Below are 17,349 nucleotides of genomic sequence, written 5' to 3'. Positions count from 1 at the left end.
CGGCATTTCCATCACCCACTACCCAGCAACGAACCATGATGTCTTCGCCTTCAGAGACCGCGCGCGACGCGCTTCGCCTGCAATGGGCGCGCCACGCGCTCGACGATCCGCATGCCAGCCTGCAACGCGCCTCGGTCGATGCGGGATTTCGCAGCTATTGGCGCACCCACGGGCGCGGTGCCGATCGCATCCTGATGGATGCGCCGCCGGAGCTGGAAAACGTGGCGCCATGGCTGCGCATGCAGGCCTTGCTGGGCGCGCATGGCGTGCGCGTGCCGCAGGTGCTGGCGCAGGATCTGCAGACCGGTTTCCTGCTGCTGGAAGACCTGGGCGTGCCGACGTTGGCACAGGTGCTGAGCGATGCCAATGCTGACGAACTGCTGGACGGAGCGATGACGCAACTGCTGGTGCTGCAGCGCATTCCGCCCCCCGCCGATAGCGGCACTTTCGGCGAAGCCTTGCTGCAACGCGATGCCGGCTTGTTCGAAGAATGGTTCCTGGGCCAGCACCTGGGCGTGCAACTGGGCTGCGCGCATGCCGAGCAGTTGCAGCTGGTGCAGCGCCGCTTGATGGACAACGCGCTGGCGCAGCCGCGCGTGTTCACCCATCGCGATTTCATGCCGCGCAACCTGATGCCGGTGCCCGATGGCCCGGCGGTGCTGGATTTCCAGGATTGCGTGATCGGCCCGATCGCCTACGATCCGATCAGCCTGTTCAAGGACACTTCGGTGAGCTGGCCGATCGCCCGCGTGGATGGCTGGCTGCAGCGCTACCACGCGCGCGCCGCTGCAGCCGGATTGCCGGTTCCGCCGCTGGCGCAATTCCTGCGCGATGCGGACTGGATGGGCGTGCAGCGGCATCTGAAGAATCTGGGCATCTTCTCGCGCCTAAGCCACCGCGATGGCAAGCACTGGTATCTGGACAACGTGCCGCGTTTCATCGCCTACCTGGACGAGGTGCTGCCGCGCTACGCCGAGCTGGCGCCACTGATCGGCGTTCTGGACGAGGTGATCAAGCCGGCCCTGGCCGCGCGAACCTCGCAGGCCACGCCATGAAAGCGCTGATCTTTGCCGCGGGATTGGGCGAGCGCATGCGCCCGCTGACCGAGCGCACCCCAAAGCCCTTGCTGCCGGTCGGTGGCACGCCGCTGATCGTCTGGCATCTGCGCAGACTCGCCGCGCTGGGCGTGGACGAGGTGGTGATCAATACCTCCTGGCTGGCCGAGCAATTTCCACAGGTGCTGGGCGACGGCAGCGCGTTCGGCCTGCGCCTGACCTATTCCTTCGAAGGCGCCACACCACTGGAGACCGGCGGCGGCATGCTGCACGCGTTGCCGCTGCTGGGCGATGCGCCGTTCCTGCTGGTCAACGGCGATATCTGGAGCGACTTCGATTTTGCGCGCCTGTCCGACGAACCAGCCGGGCTGGCGCAGTTGGTGCTGGTCGACAAGCCTGCCTATGCGGCCAACGCCGACTTTGCCCTGCAGGCCGACGGCAAGGTGCGCGCAGATCTGCCGGCAACCCACACGTACGCCGGCATTGGCATGTACCGGCCTGCATTGCTGCACGACTGGCAATCGGTGATCGGACCATTGCCCGAACAGACTGGCACGGCACCGCGGTTTGCGTTGGCGCCGATTCTGCGTGCGCAGATGGCGCAGGGCCTGGTCGATGGCCTTTATCACGCCGGTCGCTGGACCGATGTGGGCACGCCGCAGCGGCTGGCCGACCTGCTGGGGGAGCTGGCGGGACCCGGGACCCGGGACCCGGGACCCGGGAAAAGCTGACGCGCCGGGGCCTGGGCATTGTCTGGCGCAGCCCACCAGAGCGTATCCAGACAGGGCACAGCGATATGCATTGCTTCTGCGTTATCCGGGTCCCGGGTCCCGGGTCCCGGGTCCCGCACCTCCCACCACCCGCCGCAGGAACGGCACCGTGATGCGGCGCTTGGCCGCCAGCGATTCGCGGTCCAGCCGATCCAGCAGGGCCACCAGGCCGGCCAGTTCGCGCCCGCTGTGGGTGAGCAGCCAGTCGATCGCCGCCTCGTCCAGCGCAAGCCCGCGGCGCTGTGCGCGATCGCGCAGCACCGCTGCGCGCGCCGCGTCGTCTAGCACCGGCAAGCCGATCCGGATGCACTGCGACAACCGCGACCGCAGGTCGGGGAGCACCAGCGCCAGGCCATCGGGCATCTGCCGCGCGGTATAGAGCAAGGTGCTGCCGGCCGCACGCGCACGGTTGTGGAAATCGAACAATGCCACTTCGTCGTCGCGTTGCCCGGCGATGCTGTCCACACCGTCCAGCGCCACCAGGCTGCGGCCTTCCAGCGCTTCGAGCGCATCGCGCAGGCGGCCGGCAGCGGCCTGCAGCGGCAGGTACGCCGACGCGCGCCCGGCCTGCTCGGCCGCCGCGCACAGTGCCAGCACCAGGTGGGTCTTGCCGGTGCCTGCGGGACCGGCCAGGTAGAGCCAATCGTTCACCTGCCCGGAGGCCAGCGCCTGCAACTGGGCAAGCAGGCCTTCGGGCGCGGCGATGTAGCTGTCGAAGCGCTGGTCGGGCGGGGCGCGCAACGCCAGCGGCAACTGCGGGACGCTCACAACCGGTCTGCGTCCTTGCTCGGGTCGATGATGACGCTGCGTTCGGGCGTGGACTGCAGCACGATGCCGGCCCGCTCGCCCGCATACAGATCGCTGCGGGTGTACTGCTCGTGCGCATAGCGCAGCAACACGTTGGCCACCGCGGCCACCGGCAAGGCCAGCAGCATGCCGAGGAAACCGAACAGCTGGCCGCCGGCCATCACCGCAAAGATCACCGCCACCGGATGCAGGCCGATCTTGTCGCCGACGATGCGCGGAGTGAGCACGTAGCTTTCCAGCAACTGGCCGACAGTGAACACCACGCCCACGCCGATCAGCAGCTTCAGGTCCAGCCCCTGCGCCTGCACCACGGCGGCCAGCAGTGCCAGCACGATGCCGGTGGTGGCGCCCAGGTACGGGATGAAGCTGATGAAGCCGGCGATGATGCCGATCAACAAACCCAGGTTGAGCCCGATGATGGACAGGCCGGTGGCATAGATCGCGCCCAGCGCCAGCATCACCAGGAACTGGCCGCGGATGAAGCCGCCCAGCACGTCGTTGGATTCCAGCGCCAGCCGGCTGACGGTGCCGATGTAGGCGCGCGGGACCACCGCTGCCACCCGTTCGACCAAGCGGTCCCAGTCGCGCAGGAAATAGAACGCCAGGATCGGCAGCAGCGCCAGGTTGATCACCCAGGTCACCATCGCAAAGCCGGAGCGCGAGACGTAGCCGAAGAAGGTCTTGGCGGCGCCGCCGGCCTGTTCCCAATGGCTGCGGATCCAGTCGATCAGGCGCTCCGGGTCCAGCCAGGCCATCAGCTGCACACCGGTCTTGGCTTCCAGCCACGGGATGGCGGTGCCGATCGCCCAGTTACGCATCTGCGGCAGCGCATCGATCAGGGTCATGATCTGGCGTTCGATCATCGGCACCAGGATCATCAGCGCCAGCACGAACAGCAGCGTCGCCAGCACGAACACCAGCGCCACCGCCATGTTGCGCGAGCGCCCGGCACGTTCGATGCGGTCCACCAGCGGGTCGCCCAGCCAGGCCAGCAGCAGCGCCAGCACGAACGGGGTCAGGATCGGCGCCAGCAGCGAGATCACCCACAGCACGCCGACGATCACCGCCGCCCACTTGAGGCGGCGCAGGAAGATGGCGATTTCGGCTTCGGGGGTCAGGGTCATTTCAGGCGGTACTCGGCGTGCTCGTTGTCGAGGATGATCGGGCCCTCGGTCGGGACCGATACCGAGACCAGGGGACTGTTGTCGCCGAGCATACGGTTGAGCCCGGAAATGCCCGTGAGCAGTTCCAGATCCACTTCCATGCGATCGCCATTGGCGCTGACCGGGCGGATGCTGCGCACCACCGACACGCCCTGCAGGGCAGCGGCCACGCGCAGATAGTCGTCGGCGCTGTGGATCCCGGTGATCACCGCGCGATACACGCCCGGCACGCCCGAATCCACCCGCTTGGCGTAGCGCTTGACCAGTGCATCGGCAGCGCCATCGGCGCCGGCAGCCATCGCGCGGCGGGCATCGCCATCGCTGTTGGTCCAGCTGGACAGCACGTTGCCGTTGTCCACGAACACCCAATCGGCGGTCCAACCGGCGTCGCTGCGGTAGAGCTTGCCGATCAGCTGCATCGGCGGGCTGTACTTGGCCGAGGCGCGCGCCACCGCGGCGGTGTCCTTGCGCCAGATCGCGCCGGCCAGCGCCTGTTCGGCGGCCGCGCCGCCCGGCAGGCCGAGCCGGTAGCCGCGCTCGATGGCGCGGTCGAGCACGCTGCGTGCGGCATTGGCCTGCGCCACGCCGACCAGGCGCGGGCCGCTGCCATCGTCGATGGCTAGCCACAGCACCGGCTTGGGCCGCGGCAATGGCCATACCGGCAAGCCCAGCGCGGCGATCAGGCCATCCACATCGGACTGCCGGAACCGCGCGACCAGGGTCGTGCGGAAGGTGGGCGCGCCAGTGCGCGAGGTGCCCTGATCCTGGCGGTAGTCGTAGTGTTCGACGTAGTTGGGCGCGTTACGCAGCGCCTGCGGCACGCCGGGGCGGCTCATGACGCTGCGGTCGCCGGACACCTTGCCCAGCACCGCACCCAGCGCGCGTGCCAGGGCACCGGGGCGATCGGACTCGCTCTGGCTGTTGACCGGCACTTCGGCATCGTAGGCGCTCTGCGCCTTGGCGACATCGCCTTCGGTGCGCAGGTCCGCCTGCGCAAAGGCCGGAACGACCGGCATGGCGACCACGAGGGCGAGAAAGAAAGCGAGACTGCGGCGCATCGACGGTTCCATGGCGTAAGCGTATCCGGGTGAATTGTTGCCCGAATGGGACGCTAGCGCCAACGTGGCTGTTAAAATCGCCGCCTTTACTGCCGAGCCACCCACGCCCGTGACCAGCCCAACGCCTTCCACTCCCTCGCCCATGACCTACCGCGATGCGGGCGTCGACATCGATGCCGGCAATGCCCTGGTCGAACGCATCAAGCCGCTGGTCAAGCGCAGCTTCCGGCCGGAGGTGATGGGTGGCCTGGGTGGGTTCGGGGCCTTGTTCGACCTGTCGGGCAAGTACAAGGAGCCGGTGCTGGTCTCCGGTACCGACGGCGTCGGCACCAAGCTCAAGCTGGCCCAGCAGTTGGGCCGGCACGACACCATCGGCATCGATTTGGTGGGCATGTGCGTCAACGACGTGCTGGTGCAGGGCGCCGAGCCACTGTTCTTCCTGGATTACTTCGCCACCGGCAAGCTGGACGTGGACACCGCCGCAGCGGTGGTGGGCGGCATCGCGCGCGGCTGCGAACTCTCCGGTTGCGCACTGATCGGCGGCGAAACCGCCGAAATGCCCGACATGTACCCGCCGGGCGAATACGACTTGGCCGGCTTCACCGTGGGTGCGGTGGAAAAATCGCAGCTGCTGGACGGCGTACAGGTGCGCAAAGGCGACGTGCTGATCGGCATCGCGTCCTCCGGCCCCCACTCCAACGGCTATTCGCTGATCCGCAAGATCTACGAGCGTGCCGGCGCGCCGGCCGAGCACGTGCTGGACGATGGCAGTAAACTGATCGACGCGCTGATGGCGCCGACCGCGCTGTACGTCAAGCCGGTGCTGGGCCTGCTCAAGGCGCATGGCGAGGCGATCCACGCCATGGCCCACATCACCGGTGGCGGGCTGACCGAGAACATCATCCGCGTCGTTCCGGACGGCCTGGGCCTGGACATCGACGCCAGCGCCTGGACGCTGCCGCCGGTCTTCGCCTGGCTGCAGCGCGAAGGCGCGGTGGCCGATGCCGAAATGTGGCGCACCTTCAACTGCGGCATCGGCTTCGTGCTGATCGCCTCGCCCGAGCAGGCGGCCACGCTGGAGCAGGCGCTGGATGCGCAGTCGCTGGCGCATTGGCGCATCGGCCAGGTGGTCGCCGCGCGCGGCGACGAACGCGTGCGGATCGGCTGAGCCAAGGAGACCCGCATGGATGCTTCCCCACCTGCACTGCCGACGCCGGCCAGCGCCGATGACATCCAGCACCTCAAGCTGCTGTCGATCTTCCATTACGTGCTGGCCGGCATCACCGGGCTGTTTTCGTTGTTTCCGTTGCTCCACCTGTTCATGGGCCTAGCCATCGTCACCGGCCATCTGCCGATGGAGACCACCACTCCGGATGCGCCGCCGGTGGACCCGCGCTGGTTCGGCTGGTTTTTCGTGGTCTTTGCGGCCGGTTTCATCTGCTGCGGCCTGACGTTGGCAGGATTCATCGCCTATGCCGGCCGTTGCATCGACCAGCGCAGGCGGCATCTGCTGTGCCTGATCGTGGCCGGCATCTCCTGCTCGTTCATGCCGTTCGGGACCGTCGTCGGCGTGTTTACGCTGGTGGTGCTGCTGCGTCCGCAGGTCAAGGCATTGTTCGGCGCCGCTGCGCCCGCCACCTGATCGCGACGTGAGCACACCTGCGTGGCGCCGTCCCAAGCTGGCGGCATTGCTCGTCACGGTCGCGGTCTTTTCGGTGAGCTGGATCTCACCGCTGTGGCCGGTGGAACAGGCGCTGCACAGTTCGCTGACGGTGCTGGGGCTGATCGCGCTGGCGTGGGCCGACCGCCACTGGTCACTGGGCACTGGCGCATTCGTGGCCATCTGCGCGTTCATCGCCATGCACTGCATTGGCGCACGCTGGCTGTATTCCAACGTGCCCTATGACAGCTGGAGCCAGCAATGGCTGCAGTGGTCGCCCAATGCCAGCTTCGGCTGGACGCGCAACCATTTCGACCGGCTGATCCATCTGCTGTTCGGGCTGTGCTTCACGCCGGCCATTGCGCAGCTGGCGATGCTGCGGTGGCCACGCCTGACGCTGCGGCAAGCCTTCGCCCTGACGGTGATGACCATCATGTGCGTCAGCCTGGTGTACGAATGGTTCGAATGGGGCATCGCGCTGCTGCTGTCGCCGCAGGCGGCCGAAGCCTACAACGGCCAGCAGGGCGACATCTGGGACGCGCATACCGACATGCTGCTTGCGACACTCGGCAGCGTGGCGGCCTACCCCGTTGTAAGGACAATGTTCAATGCACGCTACTGACCGGCGTCTGCGCCTTGCCGTGCTCGCGTCCGGGCGCGGCAGCAACCTGCAGGCCATCCTGGATGCGATCGCCAGCGGGCGCCTGCATGCCGAGGTGGTCGGGGTATTTTCCGATCGCTCGCAGGCGCCGGCGCTGCACAAGGTGGATGAGGCGCTGCGCTGGAGCGCCAGCCCGCGCGCGTTCGCCGACCGCGACGCCTTCGATGCCGCGCTGGGCGATGCCATCGCCGCCACGCAGCCGGACTGGGTGGTCTGCGCCGGCTACATGCGCATCCTGGGGGAGCCACTGGTGCGCCGTTTTGCCGGGCGCATGCTCAACATCCATCCATCGCTGCTGCCCAAGTACCGCGGCCTGCACACCCACGCGCGGGCGCTGGAGGCCGGCGACACCGAACACGGCGCCAGCGTGCACCTGGTGGTGCCGGAGCTGGATGCCGGCAGCGTGATCGCGCAGGCGCGCGTGCCGGTCCTGCCCGGCGACAGCGCCGAGCAGCTGGCCGCCCGCGTGCTTGCACGCGAGCATCCGCTGCTGCTGGCCACCCTGGAACTGCTCGCCGCTGGCCGCGTGCAGATCCACGGCGACACCGTCCACGTCGACGGTCAGTGCCTGTTTACGCCACTGCGACTAGAGTCCGCTGACACCGCATTGACCTGAATGCGGAGACATTCTCCTCATCCCGTCTCGGACATCCTTGCGGCCCCCGTGCCCACCATCAGCGCATGAACGTCGCCCCGATCGCCACCGCGCTGTTGACCATCGCCCTGCTCGCCCCGGCCGGCAGCGGTTGCGCGCAGCAGCCTCCCACCTCGCCTGCGCCAGCTGCGGCGCCCACGCCGACCGCGCCCGCCGCAGCTACCGCGTCCCAGGCAGCGCCGGCATCCGCCGCCACGTTGCCCGCCAGCACCTGGACCCCGCCGCCATTGGAACCGTTCGTGGCGACCTACCAGGCGTTCTACCGCGGCAAGGAGGCAGGCGATGCCACCATGCAGGTCAGCCATGGCGACGGCAGCCAGTGGCGTATCGACATGTCGGTGCGTGGCCGCAAGGGGTTCGCCAGCATCCTGGGGCTGAACCTGGAACAGAGCACGGTGTTCCGCGTCGACGGCGACACCTACGTGCCGCTGAGCCAGAGCACGGTGCGCAAGGCAGTGTTCTTCGGCAAGAAGGTCACCGGTGTGTACGACTGGCAGGCCGGCACCGCGCAGTGGGATGGCGATCTGAAGAAGGAGCGCCAGCAACCGATCCCGTTGCAGCCCGGCGACCAGAGCGCGCTGTCGCTGAACCTGTCGCTGATGCGCGATGCGCAGCCCGGGCGCAGCCTGAGCTATCGCTACGTCGACGTGGGCCGGGTGCGCAAGTACGACTACCGCGCCGCCGACACCACCGAGGTGGTGCAGGTCGGCGACTTGAGTTACGACGCCTTGCGCGTGTACCGCGTCAACAGCGGCGACAACGAAACCATCCTGTGGATCGCCAACGGAGTCCCGACCCCGGTGCGCATCCTGCAACGTGACAAAAACGAGGATCAGGTCGATCTGCGCCTGGTCCAATACCAAGGAACCTGACCATGAAGATCCTCCCCCGCACCAGCGCCCTGATCGCCGCCGCCGCACTCGCCGTGGCCAGCCTGCCGGCGCTTGCCGTCCAGCCATTCCAGGCCGACTACTCCGCCAATTACATGGGCATGCAGGCCGACGGCACCATGACCCTGGCGTCCGCTGGTGCCAACCAGTGGCGCTATACGCTGACCATCCAGAACCAGCTGGCCAACCTCACCCAGAGCACGGTGTTCGAGGAAGCCGGCGGCCAGCTGCGCCCGGTCAGCAGCAACGACACCTCCTCGATGATGGTCAAGCGCCGCAATGTCACCGCCAACTACGACTGGAAGACCAGCCAGGCCACCTGGAGCGGCGACATCAAGCCGGACCGCCGCGGGCCGGTCAAGTTGCAGCCTGGCGACATGGACGCGCTGCTGATCAACCTGGCGATCACCCGCGACCTGGCCGCCGGCAAACCGTTGAACTACCGCATGGTGGACGAAGGCCGTATCAAGCCGATGAGCTACAAGGTGATCGGCAAGGAAACCATCACCGTCAACGGCAAGCAGGAGCAGGCCACCAAGGTCTCGCGCGTGGATGGCGACAAGGAACTGATCGCCTGGGTGGTCAAGGACCTGCCGGTGCCGGCGCGCCTGCTGCAGAAGGAAAAGGGCCAGGACGCGCTGGACCTGACCATCAAGTCGCTGCGCTAAGCGTTTTTTTGTTCCTGACCGAGCGTGCCCAGCAATGCGCTGCTGGGCGTGACTATTCCGCCAATCGCGGTTTAAAGCGTGGTGTACCGAGTGCGCGGTGCCCTCGCCGCTCGCGGGACACGCAGCAAGTACGTCCCTGTAGGCTCGGTGGCGGCATCCATGCCGCCACACGGTCCCGCAATCGGCGAGGACACCGCACCAGACAATGGGTCGGTTGTTCGCTTAAAAGCTTTGTCCGTCGATCGGCTTGCGTATTGATCGGCTCGGGTTGGGAGATTAGCGGACGCTTGCTTGTCAGAACTGCAGGGCACGGTGCCTGCTCTTACGATGCACACAGACCCTCTCGACCGGTCCTTGCCCGCCTACCGTCGCCGGACCTTATGCGGCATGGATGCCGCATAAGAGCCTACAGGGACGTACTTGCGGCGTGTCCTGCGATGGTGGGCGGGCAAGGGCCCTGCAGCCAAGCCGCAGCCCAGCCGCTCTTCACGCACCGATCGGAGCCAGACCGGGCCGCGACCTATCAAGGCTTTGCTGCGGCCTTGCCATCGTCGGTTGTGAATACCGTGCGGCAGTCCACGCGGATCTGTTCATCGTTCTTGCGCCAGTAGAACAGGTCGCAATGGCGCTTGCCTTCCACGGTCTTCTTCACCGCCACCGCGTGAAACGATTGGGCGATTTCATCGCGGCTGGCGGTGCCGTCGCCGTTCCAGTCCATGTCCTTGAACTCGACGCCCTGGGTGATGGCCATGCCCACGCTCCAGGCGTAGGCCAGCCATGCCAGGATCAGCACGATCACCCCCAGCAGGATCTTGCGCCGGGTGGTGAAACGTCCGCGCAGGATCATGCGCTGCGCCGGATGGTCGCGCCCAGCGCCCCCAGCTTCTCCTCGATGTTCTCGTAGCCACGGTCCAGGTGGTAGATGCGGTCGATGGTGGTCTCGCCCTCGGCCACCAACCCGGCCAGGATCAACGACGCCGAGGCGCGCAGATCGGTCGCCATCACCGGCGCGCCACTGAGGCGCTCGGCGCCGCGCACGATGGCGGTATGGCCTTCGACCTGGATCTCCGCGCCAAGACGTAGCAGTTCGTTGACATGCATGAAGCGGTTTTCGAAGATGGTTTCGTTGATGACGCCCACGCCGTCGGCCACGCAGTTGAGCGCCATGAATTGCGCCTGCATGTCGGTGGGAAACGCCGGGTACGGCGCGGTGGTCAGGTTGACCGCGCGCGGGCGCTTGCCCTGCATGTCCAGGGTGATGCTGTCGCTGGTGGTGGTGATGCTGGCGCCGGCCTCGGTGAGCTTGTCCAGCACCGCGTCCAGGGTGTCCGGGCGCGCACGGCGCACGGTGACGCTGCCGCCGGTCATTGCCGCGGCGACCAGGAAGGTGCCGGTCTCGATGCGATCCGGCAGCACCGCATGGTGCCCGCCGCCCAGACGCTGCACGCCTTGCACCACGATGCGCGGCGTGCCGGCGCCTTCGATCTGCGCGCCGAGCGCGATCAGGCAGTCGGCCAGGTCGGTGACTTCGGGCTCCATCGCCGCGTTTTCCAGCACCGTGGTGCCTTCGGCCAGCACGGCCGCCATCAGCACGTTTTCGGTGCCGGTGACACTGACCATGTCGAACACATAGCGGCCGCCCTTCAGGCGTCCGTTGCTGGTGGCCTTGATGTAGCCGTTCTCCACGCTGATCTCGGCACCCAGCGCCTGCAGGCCCTTGATGTGCTGGTCAACCGGGCGCGAGCCGATCGCGCAGCCGCCGGGCAGCGACACTTCGGCGGTGCCGTAGCGCGCCAGCAGCGGGCCCAGCACCAGGATCGAGGCGCGCATGGTCTTGACCAATTCATAGGGCGCGATCTGGTGCGTGACCGAGCGCGGGTCGACCAGGATCGAGCGGCCCTTGGCCAGGGTGCCTTCGTCGATGGTGACCTCCGCGCCCAGCTCGCTGAGCAGCTTCACCGTGGTGATCACGTCGTGCAGGTGCGGCACGTTGCTGATCTCCACCGGCGCATCGGCCAGCAGGGTGGCGCACAGGATCGGCAGCACGGCGTTCTTGGCGCCGGAAATATTGACTTCGCCATGCAGCGCTTGGCCGCCGGTCACTACGATTTTTGCCATGGGAATCTGAGAAATCCGAAAGTAGAAGGGATGTCGGGGGAATGAAGTGAGGGACGTGTCGACCGTGGTACTCGCGGTGCGCGGCGGAACCGGGGGGCGAGCGGCGCCGGGCACGGCCCGGTAGGCGCTGGATACCGTTACAGAGTAAGCGTGGACGGCGCCAGCTGAGGCGATGCAGGTGCGTACCGCTGACCGCCCCTGCCCTGCCCACCGCGTTCGGCCCAGCCCGCCTGATGGCGAGCGCGGCGGCTGCGCTCAGCCTTCCTCGGGCGTCAGGGTCTTCAGCTGCAGCGCGTGGATCGCCCCGCCCATCAGATCGCCCAGGGTGGCGTAGACCATACGGTGCCGCGCCAGCGGGGCCTTGCCGGCAAAGGCCGGGCTGACCACGGTGGCCTCGAAGTGCACGCCGTCGTCGCCGTGCACGTCGACGCGGGCTTCGGGCAAGCCGGATTCGATGAGTTTACGGATGGTTTCGGCGTCCAAAGGGCGTTTCCTCATAAAATGAGCGCACATTCTACTCTTCACCCGAGTTCCCGCATGGCTGTCTCGCACCTGCCTTCTGCCACCGTCAGCGACGCCAGCCTGGTCGCCAGCGGCCAGCGCGTGCTCCAGATCGAGCAGGACGCGCTGGCCAGCGTGGGCGCACGCATCGGCAGCGACTTCGCCGCGGCCTGCCGGCTGGTGCTGGCCTGCCGCGGGCGGGTGGTCGCCACCGGCATGGGCAAGTCCGGCCATGTAGCGCGCAAGATCGCCGCCACCCTGGCCTCCACCGGCACCCCGGCCTTCTTCGTGCACCCTGGCGAGGCCGGCCATGGCGACCTGGGCATGATCACCGAGGCCGACATCGTGCTGGCGCTGTCGTATTCGGGCGAATCGGACGAGGTGCGCATGCTGCTGCCGGTGCTCAAGCGCCAGGGCAACCCGATCATCGCCATGACCGGGCGTGCGAACTCCACCCTGGCCCAGGCTGCCGACGTGCACCTGGACGTCAGCGTCTCCGCCGAGGCCTGCCCGTTGCACCTGGCCCCGACCTCCAGCACCACCGCCTCGCTGGCGATGGGCGACGCGCTGGCCGTCGCCCTGCTGGATGCCCGTGGCTTCACCGCCGACGACTTCGCCCGCTCGCACCCGGCCGGCAGCCTGGGCCGCCGCCTGCTGCTGCACATCACCGACGTGATGCACGCCGGCGATGACCTGCCGCGCGTGCGTGCCGACGCCAGCCTCAGCGAGGCGCTGATGGAAATGAGCCGCAAGCGGCTGGGCATGACCGCGGTGGTGGACGACGACGGCCGCCTGATCGGCCTGTTCACCGACGGCGACCTGCGCCGCGCGCTGGACAGCGACATCGACGTGCGCAGCGCCGGCATCGCGCAGGTGATGACGCGCAACCCGCGCACCATCGGCGCCGACCAGCTCGCCGCCGAGGCCGCCCGGCTGATGGAGGACTACAAGATCAACGGTTTGATCGTGGTGGACGCGCAGCAGCGCGCGGTCGGCGCATTGAACATTCACGACCTGTTGCGCGCCAAGGTGGTTTAACAGGTTCAGTTTTCAACCGCCGGACCCCGTTCCCACCGATTCGTGCCGATGCCCTATTCCCCCCTGCAGCATCTTCCCGCCGAGCTGATCGAGCGCGCCGCGCGGATCCGCCTGGCCTGCTTCGACGTCGACGGCACCCTGACCGACGGGCGCCTGTACTACGACCACGCCGGCAACGAGAGCAAGGCCTTCAACGTGCTCGACGGCCAGGGCCTCAAGCAGCTCGAATACGCCGGCATCCAGGTCGCGCTGATCACCGCGCGTGCCAGCCTGTCGGCGGAAAAACGCGGCCAGGACCTGGGCCTGCATGTGCAGATCGGGGTCAAGAACAAGCGCCTGGCGGTATTGGCGCTGTGCCAGGAACATGGCCTGTCGCTGGACCAGGTGCTGTTCATGGGCGACGACCTGCCGGACCTGCCGGCCCTGCTGGCGGTCGGCCTGCCGGTCGCGCCGGCCAACGCGCACCCGTGGATCGCCGAACGCGTGCAATGGCATACCCGCGCCCGCGGTGGCGAAGGTGCGGCCCGCGAGGTCTGCGACACGGTGCTGGCCGCGCAAGGCCAGGTCGAAGGCATCATCGACAGGTTCTCGGCATGAGCTGGAACTGGCGGACCACGCTGGGCGTGGTGCTGTTCGTGGCTGCGGTCGTGTCCGGCTGGTCGGCATGGCAGCAGCGCGCGCGTCCGGTCGAGACGGCAGTGGACGAGTCCAAGGCCGACTACGTGTTGCGCGACTTCGAGCTGATCGCGCTGGACAAGCGCAGCGGCAAGGAGTCGATGACGCTGCGTGCGCCGGAAATGCATCGCAACCGCGCCGACCAGACCTCGGAGATCACCACGCCGGTGTTCCTGTTGCCCGACAACGCCAACCAGCCCTGGACGCTGCGCGCCAAGACCGGCTGGGTCAGCCCCAAGGGCGACGAACTGCGTCTGCGCGGCGATGTCGAAGGCGACAGCCCCACCACCGGCCCTACTCCGCCCACCACCTTCCGCACCCAGAGCCTGGACGTGTTCCCGCAGCAGAGCCTCGCCAAGACCGCGGCGCCGGTGACCATGACCCGGCCGGGTATCATGCAAAGCGGGGTCGGCTTCGAGGCCGACCTCAAATCGCGCCAGTACAAGCTTCTTTCCCAGGTCAAGACCCGCTATGAACCGAATGCTGCCCGCTAAACTGGCGTTTGCCGCGCTGCTGCTGCCTGCGATGGCGATGGCCAAGACCAGCGATCGCAACCAGCCGATGGCGATCGACTCCAATGCCAACGACTGCAACATGCTCGACGACAGCGGCAAATGCCGCTTCAGCGGCAATGTGGTGATCACCCAGGGCACGCTGGAGATCCACGCCGACACCGCCGACATCTTCCAGAAGAACGGCCAGACCGATCGGGTGGTACTGACCGGCAAGCAGGCCACGCTCAAGCAGCAGATGGACGACGGCGCGATGATGCACGGCCAGGCCGACAACATCGAATACAAGGTGGCCGACGAGATCATCATCCTGACCGGCAACTACAAGGTCGACTCGCCCAAGGGCACCAACGCCGGCCAGCGCATGGTCTACAACACCAAGACCGGCAACATGCAAAGCGGCGGCGACGGTAGCCGCGTGCGCACCATCATCCAGCCCAAGAACGCCGCCCCCGCCGCGTCTACCCCGGCACCGGCCGCCAAGCCGGCCACCAAGCCGCAGGGGAACAAGTAATGCTGGTCGCCACCGGTCTGCGCAAGAAGTACAAGCAGCGCGAAGTGGTCAAGGAGTTCGGCCTGACGCTGGAAGCCGGCGAAGTGGTCGGCCTGCTCGGCCCCAACGGCGCCGGCAAGACCACCTGCTTCTACATGATCGTGGGCCTGGTCGAAGCCGATGCCGGGCGCATCGAACTGGACGGGCGCGACCTGACCGCCGAGCCGATGTACGCCCGCGCCAAGCTCGGCGTGGGCTATCTGCCGCAGGAGCCATCGGTGTTCCGCAAGCTCAGCGTGGCCGACAACATCCGGCTGGTGCTGGAGCTGCGCGAGGAACTGGACAGCGCCGGCCGCGAGAAGGAGCTGGCCTCGCTGCTGGAGGAATTGCAGATCACCCACGTGGCCGACCAGCTCGGCGCCAGCCTGTCCGGCGGCGAACGGCGCCGCTGCGAGATCGCGCGTGCGCTGGCCGCCAAGCCGCGCATGATGCTGCTGGACGAGCCCTTCGCCGGCGTGGACCCGATCTCGGTCGGCGAGATCCAGCGCATCGTCATCCACCTCAAGGAACGCGGCATCGGCGTGCTGATCACCGACCACAACGTGCGCGAGACCTTGGGAATCTGCGACCGCGCGTATATCCTCGCCGAGGGGGGCGTGCTGGCGCAGGGGGCACCGGACGCGCTGCTCGCCAATCCCGACGTCCGTCGCGTGTATCTGGGGGAAACTTTCCGCCTTTGAGCGCGTCGCCGCGCCAACGTTTTCTTCAGTCAGTGCCCGCATGAAAGCCCGGCTCCAGACATCGCTAGGACAGCAGTTGGTCATGACGCCGCAATTGCGTCAGGCGATCAAGCTATTGCAGATGTCCACCACCGAACTGGAACTGGAGATCGCCGAGGCGGTGGAGACCAACCCGCTGCTGGAATGGGCCGACGAAGCCGCGCATGCGGCAAGCGAGCCCCCGGCCTCGGCATCGTCCTCCAGCGAGGACGCCCCGCGCGAGGACGCCGGACCGGCCGAGCGCGATGACGACTGGTCGCAGGACGAACTGCAGTGGTCCGGCACCGGCAGCGGCGGCAGCTTCGACGACGACGACTCCGGCAATGCCGCCGAGCGCGTGGCCGAATCCGAAACCCTCGCCGACCACCTGCTGTGGCAGTTGCACCTGTCGCCGCTGTCGCCACGCGACCGCCAGATCGGCGCCACCCTGATCGACGCGCTGGACGAGGACGGGTATCTGCGCGAATCGCTGTCGGCGATTCTCGAAACCCTTGCGCTGGGCGCAGCCGTGGACGAGGCCGAGGTGCTGACCGTGCTGCACCAGATTCAGCGCTTCGACCCGGTGGGCGTGGGCGCCCGCACGCTGGGCGAATGCCTGGCGCTGCAGCTGGCGGTGCTCGACCCGGCCACACCGGGCCGTGAGCTGGCGCTGCAGATCGTCGCCGGCCCCCTGGAGCGGCTGCCACGCAGCGGCGTGGCCGGCCTGGCGCACGAACTCAAGCGCTCGGCCGCCGATGTCGAACAGGCCGTGCAACTGGTGCGCTCGCTAGACCCGCGTCCGGGCAAGCAGATCGGCGAGCTGTCGCAGGACACCTACGTGGTGCCCGATTGCGTGATCTGGCGCCAGCGTGGCGTCTGGCGCGCATCGCTGGCCGGCCGCGCACAGCCCAAGGTCACCATCCACCGCGGCTACGAGAGCCTGATCCGCAGCTGCGGCGAGTCCGATGCCGGCTATCTGCGCGGCCAGCTGCAGGAGGCGCGCTGGCTGCTCAAGAGCCTGGAGGCGCGTGGCGAGACCCTGCTGCGGGTGGTGCGCTGCCTGCTGCAGCACCAGGCCGGGTTCCTGGAATTCGGTGCGCAGGCGCTGCGGCCGTTGACCCTGCGCGAGATCGCCGGCGAGCTCGGCCTGCACGAATCGACCATTTCCCGCGCGATCGCCCGCAAGTACGTGCGCACCCCGCGCGGCACCATCGCGCTGCGTTCGTTTTTCGCCTCCGGCATCGATACCGACGGCGGCGGCGAGGCCTCCAGCACCGCGATCCAGGACATGATCCGGCGCCTGATCGAGGCAGAAAACCCCCGCAAGCCGCTGTCCGACGCCAAGTTGGCAGATCTTTTGAAAACTTCCGGCGTACCAGTGGCGCGCCGCACCGTCGCGAAGTATCGTGAGGCCATGAACATTTCCGCCTCCCACGAACGCGTGCGCATCGCCTGACGTTGCAACCACCGCAACGCCGGCCTGGGCCGGGTTTGTCGGAGTACCGGAACGGTTCATTGGCCCACCGACCAATGGAGGTATCCGATGCGCATCGAGACGTATGGCCACCAGCTTGAAGTGACCCCCGCCCTGCGGGATTACGTGGCAAGCAAGCTGCAGCGGTTGCAGCGCCATTTCGACCAGCACTGCGAAGTCCGAACGCAGCTGGCCGTTCGCAAGCCGGACCACCACGTGGTCGCCACCGTCAACCTTCCCGGTCGCACGCTGCACGCCGACGCCAGCGGCTCCACCATGTACGCCGCCATCGACCTGCTGGTCGACAAGCTCGACCGTCTGGTCCTGAAGCACAAAGAAAAGAAATGTAACCACCATGCACGCGAGGTGCGCGACAATCCCGCATGACGCTTC

The 17,349-nt window shown here is 67.5% G+C and carries 21 protein-coding genes; 15 read left to right on the top strand and 6 right to left on the bottom strand.

Annotated elements, in window-relative coordinates; translation table 11 throughout:
• Positions 1-35 precede the first annotated feature (35 nt).
• Both XcodCFBP4690_RS14660 and murU read left to right on the top strand, forming a co-directional pair.
• Positions 36-1,055 carry an aminoglycoside phosphotransferase family protein gene (locus XcodCFBP4690_RS14660; protein ID WP_104541893.1) on the top strand — a complete coding sequence of 340 codons (1,020 nt, stop codon included), beginning with the start codon at positions 36-38 and terminating at the stop codon, positions 1,053-1,055.
• Positions 1,052-1,786: an N-acetylmuramate alpha-1-phosphate uridylyltransferase MurU gene (gene murU / locus XcodCFBP4690_RS14655; RefSeq protein WP_104541891.1), complete on the top strand. Its 735-nt coding sequence runs from the start codon at positions 1,052-1,054 to the stop codon at positions 1,784-1,786. The genes XcodCFBP4690_RS14660 and murU overlap by 4 nt, the downstream gene beginning before the upstream one ends.
• Before the next feature lie 81 nt (positions 1,787-1,867).
• Here the strand turns inward: murU and hda are convergent, their stop codons facing one another.
• From hda to XcodCFBP4690_RS14640, 3 genes are read right to left on the bottom strand one after another with little or no spacing between them, the layout of a single operon-like run.
• Positions 1,868-2,593, bottom strand: coding sequence for a DnaA regulatory inactivator Hda (gene hda, locus XcodCFBP4690_RS14650; RefSeq protein ID WP_104541889.1), 726 nt, complete (start codon positions 2,591-2,593; stop codon positions 1,868-1,870).
• Positions 2,590-3,756: an AI-2E family transporter gene (locus XcodCFBP4690_RS14645; RefSeq protein ID WP_104541887.1), complete on the bottom strand. Its 1,167-nt coding sequence runs from the start codon at positions 3,754-3,756 to the stop codon at positions 2,590-2,592. The genes hda and XcodCFBP4690_RS14645 overlap by 4 nt, the downstream gene beginning before the upstream one ends.
• A complete protein-coding gene (locus tag XcodCFBP4690_RS14640; RefSeq protein WP_167394636.1) occupies positions 3,753-4,865 on the bottom strand; it encodes a DUF2066 domain-containing protein in 1,113 nt (370 codons plus the stop codon). The genes XcodCFBP4690_RS14645 and XcodCFBP4690_RS14640 overlap by 4 nt, the downstream gene beginning before the upstream one ends.
• A 22-nt stretch (positions 4,866-4,887) precedes the next feature.
• Here XcodCFBP4690_RS14640 and purM point away from each other — a divergent pair, with 22 nt between their 5' ends.
• The 6 genes from purM to XcodCFBP4690_RS14610 all read left to right on the top strand — a co-directional run bounded on the left by purM (position 4,888) and on the right by XcodCFBP4690_RS14610 (position 9,387).
• A complete protein-coding gene (gene purM, locus XcodCFBP4690_RS14635) occupies positions 4,888-6,021 on the top strand; it encodes a phosphoribosylformylglycinamidine cyclo-ligase (protein WP_208622749.1) in 1,134 nt (377 codons plus the stop codon).
• A 15-nt stretch (positions 6,022-6,036) separates the two neighbouring features.
• Positions 6,037-6,495, top strand: coding sequence for a hypothetical protein (locus tag XcodCFBP4690_RS14630; protein ID WP_104541881.1), 459 nt, complete (start codon positions 6,037-6,039; stop codon positions 6,493-6,495).
• A gap of 7 nt (positions 6,496-6,502) precedes the next feature.
• Positions 6,503-7,135, top strand: a complete 633-nt coding sequence (locus XcodCFBP4690_RS14625) for a DUF2238 domain-containing protein (protein ID WP_104541879.1) — start codon at positions 6,503-6,505, stop codon at positions 7,133-7,135.
• Entirely contained in the window at positions 7,122-7,790 is a 669-nt protein-coding gene (purN, locus tag XcodCFBP4690_RS14620) for a phosphoribosylglycinamide formyltransferase (protein ID WP_104541877.1), read from the top strand. Before XcodCFBP4690_RS14625 ends, purN begins: the two co-directional genes overlap by 14 nt.
• A 65-nt stretch (positions 7,791-7,855) precedes the next feature.
• Positions 7,856-8,701, top strand: a complete 846-nt coding sequence (locus XcodCFBP4690_RS14615; protein WP_104541875.1) for a DUF3108 domain-containing protein — start codon at positions 7,856-7,858, stop codon at positions 8,699-8,701.
• A gap of 2 nt (positions 8,702-8,703) precedes the next feature.
• A complete protein-coding gene (locus XcodCFBP4690_RS14610) occupies positions 8,704-9,387 on the top strand; it encodes a DUF3108 domain-containing protein (RefSeq protein WP_104541873.1) in 684 nt (227 codons plus the stop codon).
• Between the two features lie 523 nt (positions 9,388-9,910).
• Here XcodCFBP4690_RS14610 and XcodCFBP4690_RS14600 read toward each other — a convergent pair.
• The 3 genes from XcodCFBP4690_RS14600 to XcodCFBP4690_RS14590 form a co-directional block, all read right to left on the bottom strand.
• Positions 9,911-10,234, bottom strand: coding sequence for a hypothetical protein (locus XcodCFBP4690_RS14600; protein ID WP_104541871.1), 324 nt, complete (start codon positions 10,232-10,234; stop codon positions 9,911-9,913).
• Positions 10,231-11,505 (bottom strand): UDP-N-acetylglucosamine 1-carboxyvinyltransferase, encoded by a 1,275-nt coding sequence (gene murA, locus XcodCFBP4690_RS14595; protein ID WP_104541869.1) that lies wholly within the window; start codon positions 11,503-11,505, stop codon positions 10,231-10,233. The genes XcodCFBP4690_RS14600 and murA overlap by 4 nt, the downstream gene beginning before the upstream one ends.
• Before the next feature lie 255 nt (positions 11,506-11,760).
• A complete protein-coding gene (locus tag XcodCFBP4690_RS14590) occupies positions 11,761-11,988 on the bottom strand; it encodes a BolA family protein (RefSeq protein WP_057679285.1) in 228 nt (75 codons plus the stop codon).
• A gap of 54 nt (positions 11,989-12,042) precedes the next feature.
• On the opposite strand from XcodCFBP4690_RS14590, the gene XcodCFBP4690_RS14585 reads away from it, so the two are divergent.
• The 7 genes from XcodCFBP4690_RS14585 to hpf all read left to right on the top strand — a co-directional run bounded on the left by XcodCFBP4690_RS14585 (position 12,043) and on the right by hpf (position 17,343).
• Positions 12,043-13,044: a KpsF/GutQ family sugar-phosphate isomerase gene (locus tag XcodCFBP4690_RS14585; protein ID WP_104541867.1), complete on the top strand. Its 1,002-nt coding sequence runs from the start codon at positions 12,043-12,045 to the stop codon at positions 13,042-13,044.
• Positions 13,045-13,092: 48 nt separating this feature from the next.
• Positions 13,093-13,641: a KdsC family phosphatase gene (locus tag XcodCFBP4690_RS14580; protein WP_104541865.1), complete on the top strand. Its 549-nt coding sequence runs from the start codon at positions 13,093-13,095 to the stop codon at positions 13,639-13,641.
• Positions 13,638-14,213 (top strand): LPS export ABC transporter periplasmic protein LptC, encoded by a 576-nt coding sequence (lptC, locus tag XcodCFBP4690_RS14575; protein WP_104541863.1) that lies wholly within the window; start codon positions 13,638-13,640, stop codon positions 14,211-14,213. The genes XcodCFBP4690_RS14580 and lptC overlap by 4 nt, the downstream gene beginning before the upstream one ends.
• The gene (lptA, locus tag XcodCFBP4690_RS14570) at positions 14,191-14,745 is read left to right on the top strand and encodes a lipopolysaccharide transport periplasmic protein LptA (RefSeq protein WP_104541861.1); all 555 of its coding nucleotides are present in this window, start codon (positions 14,191-14,193) and stop codon (positions 14,743-14,745) included. The genes lptC and lptA overlap by 23 nt, the downstream gene beginning before the upstream one ends.
• The gene (lptB, locus tag XcodCFBP4690_RS14565; RefSeq protein WP_104541860.1) at positions 14,745-15,464 is read left to right on the top strand and encodes an LPS export ABC transporter ATP-binding protein; all 720 of its coding nucleotides are present in this window, start codon (positions 14,745-14,747) and stop codon (positions 15,462-15,464) included. Before lptA ends, lptB begins: the two co-directional genes overlap by 1 nt.
• A 40-nt stretch (positions 15,465-15,504) precedes the next feature.
• Positions 15,505-16,938 carry an RNA polymerase factor sigma-54 gene (locus XcodCFBP4690_RS14560; RefSeq protein ID WP_104541859.1) on the top strand — a complete coding sequence of 478 codons (1,434 nt, stop codon included), beginning with the start codon at positions 15,505-15,507 and terminating at the stop codon, positions 16,936-16,938.
• An 87-nt stretch (positions 16,939-17,025) separates the two neighbouring features.
• Positions 17,026-17,343 (top strand): ribosome hibernation-promoting factor, HPF/YfiA family, encoded by a 318-nt coding sequence (gene hpf, locus XcodCFBP4690_RS14555; RefSeq protein WP_011037930.1) that lies wholly within the window; start codon positions 17,026-17,028, stop codon positions 17,341-17,343.
• Positions 17,344-17,349 lie beyond the last annotated feature (6 nt).

The organism is Xanthomonas codiaei (assembly GCF_002939785.1).
Classification (GTDB): Bacteria; Pseudomonadota; Gammaproteobacteria; order Xanthomonadales; family Xanthomonadaceae; genus Xanthomonas; species Xanthomonas codiaei.
This window is presented reverse-complemented; position numbering and strand designations above follow the sequence as displayed.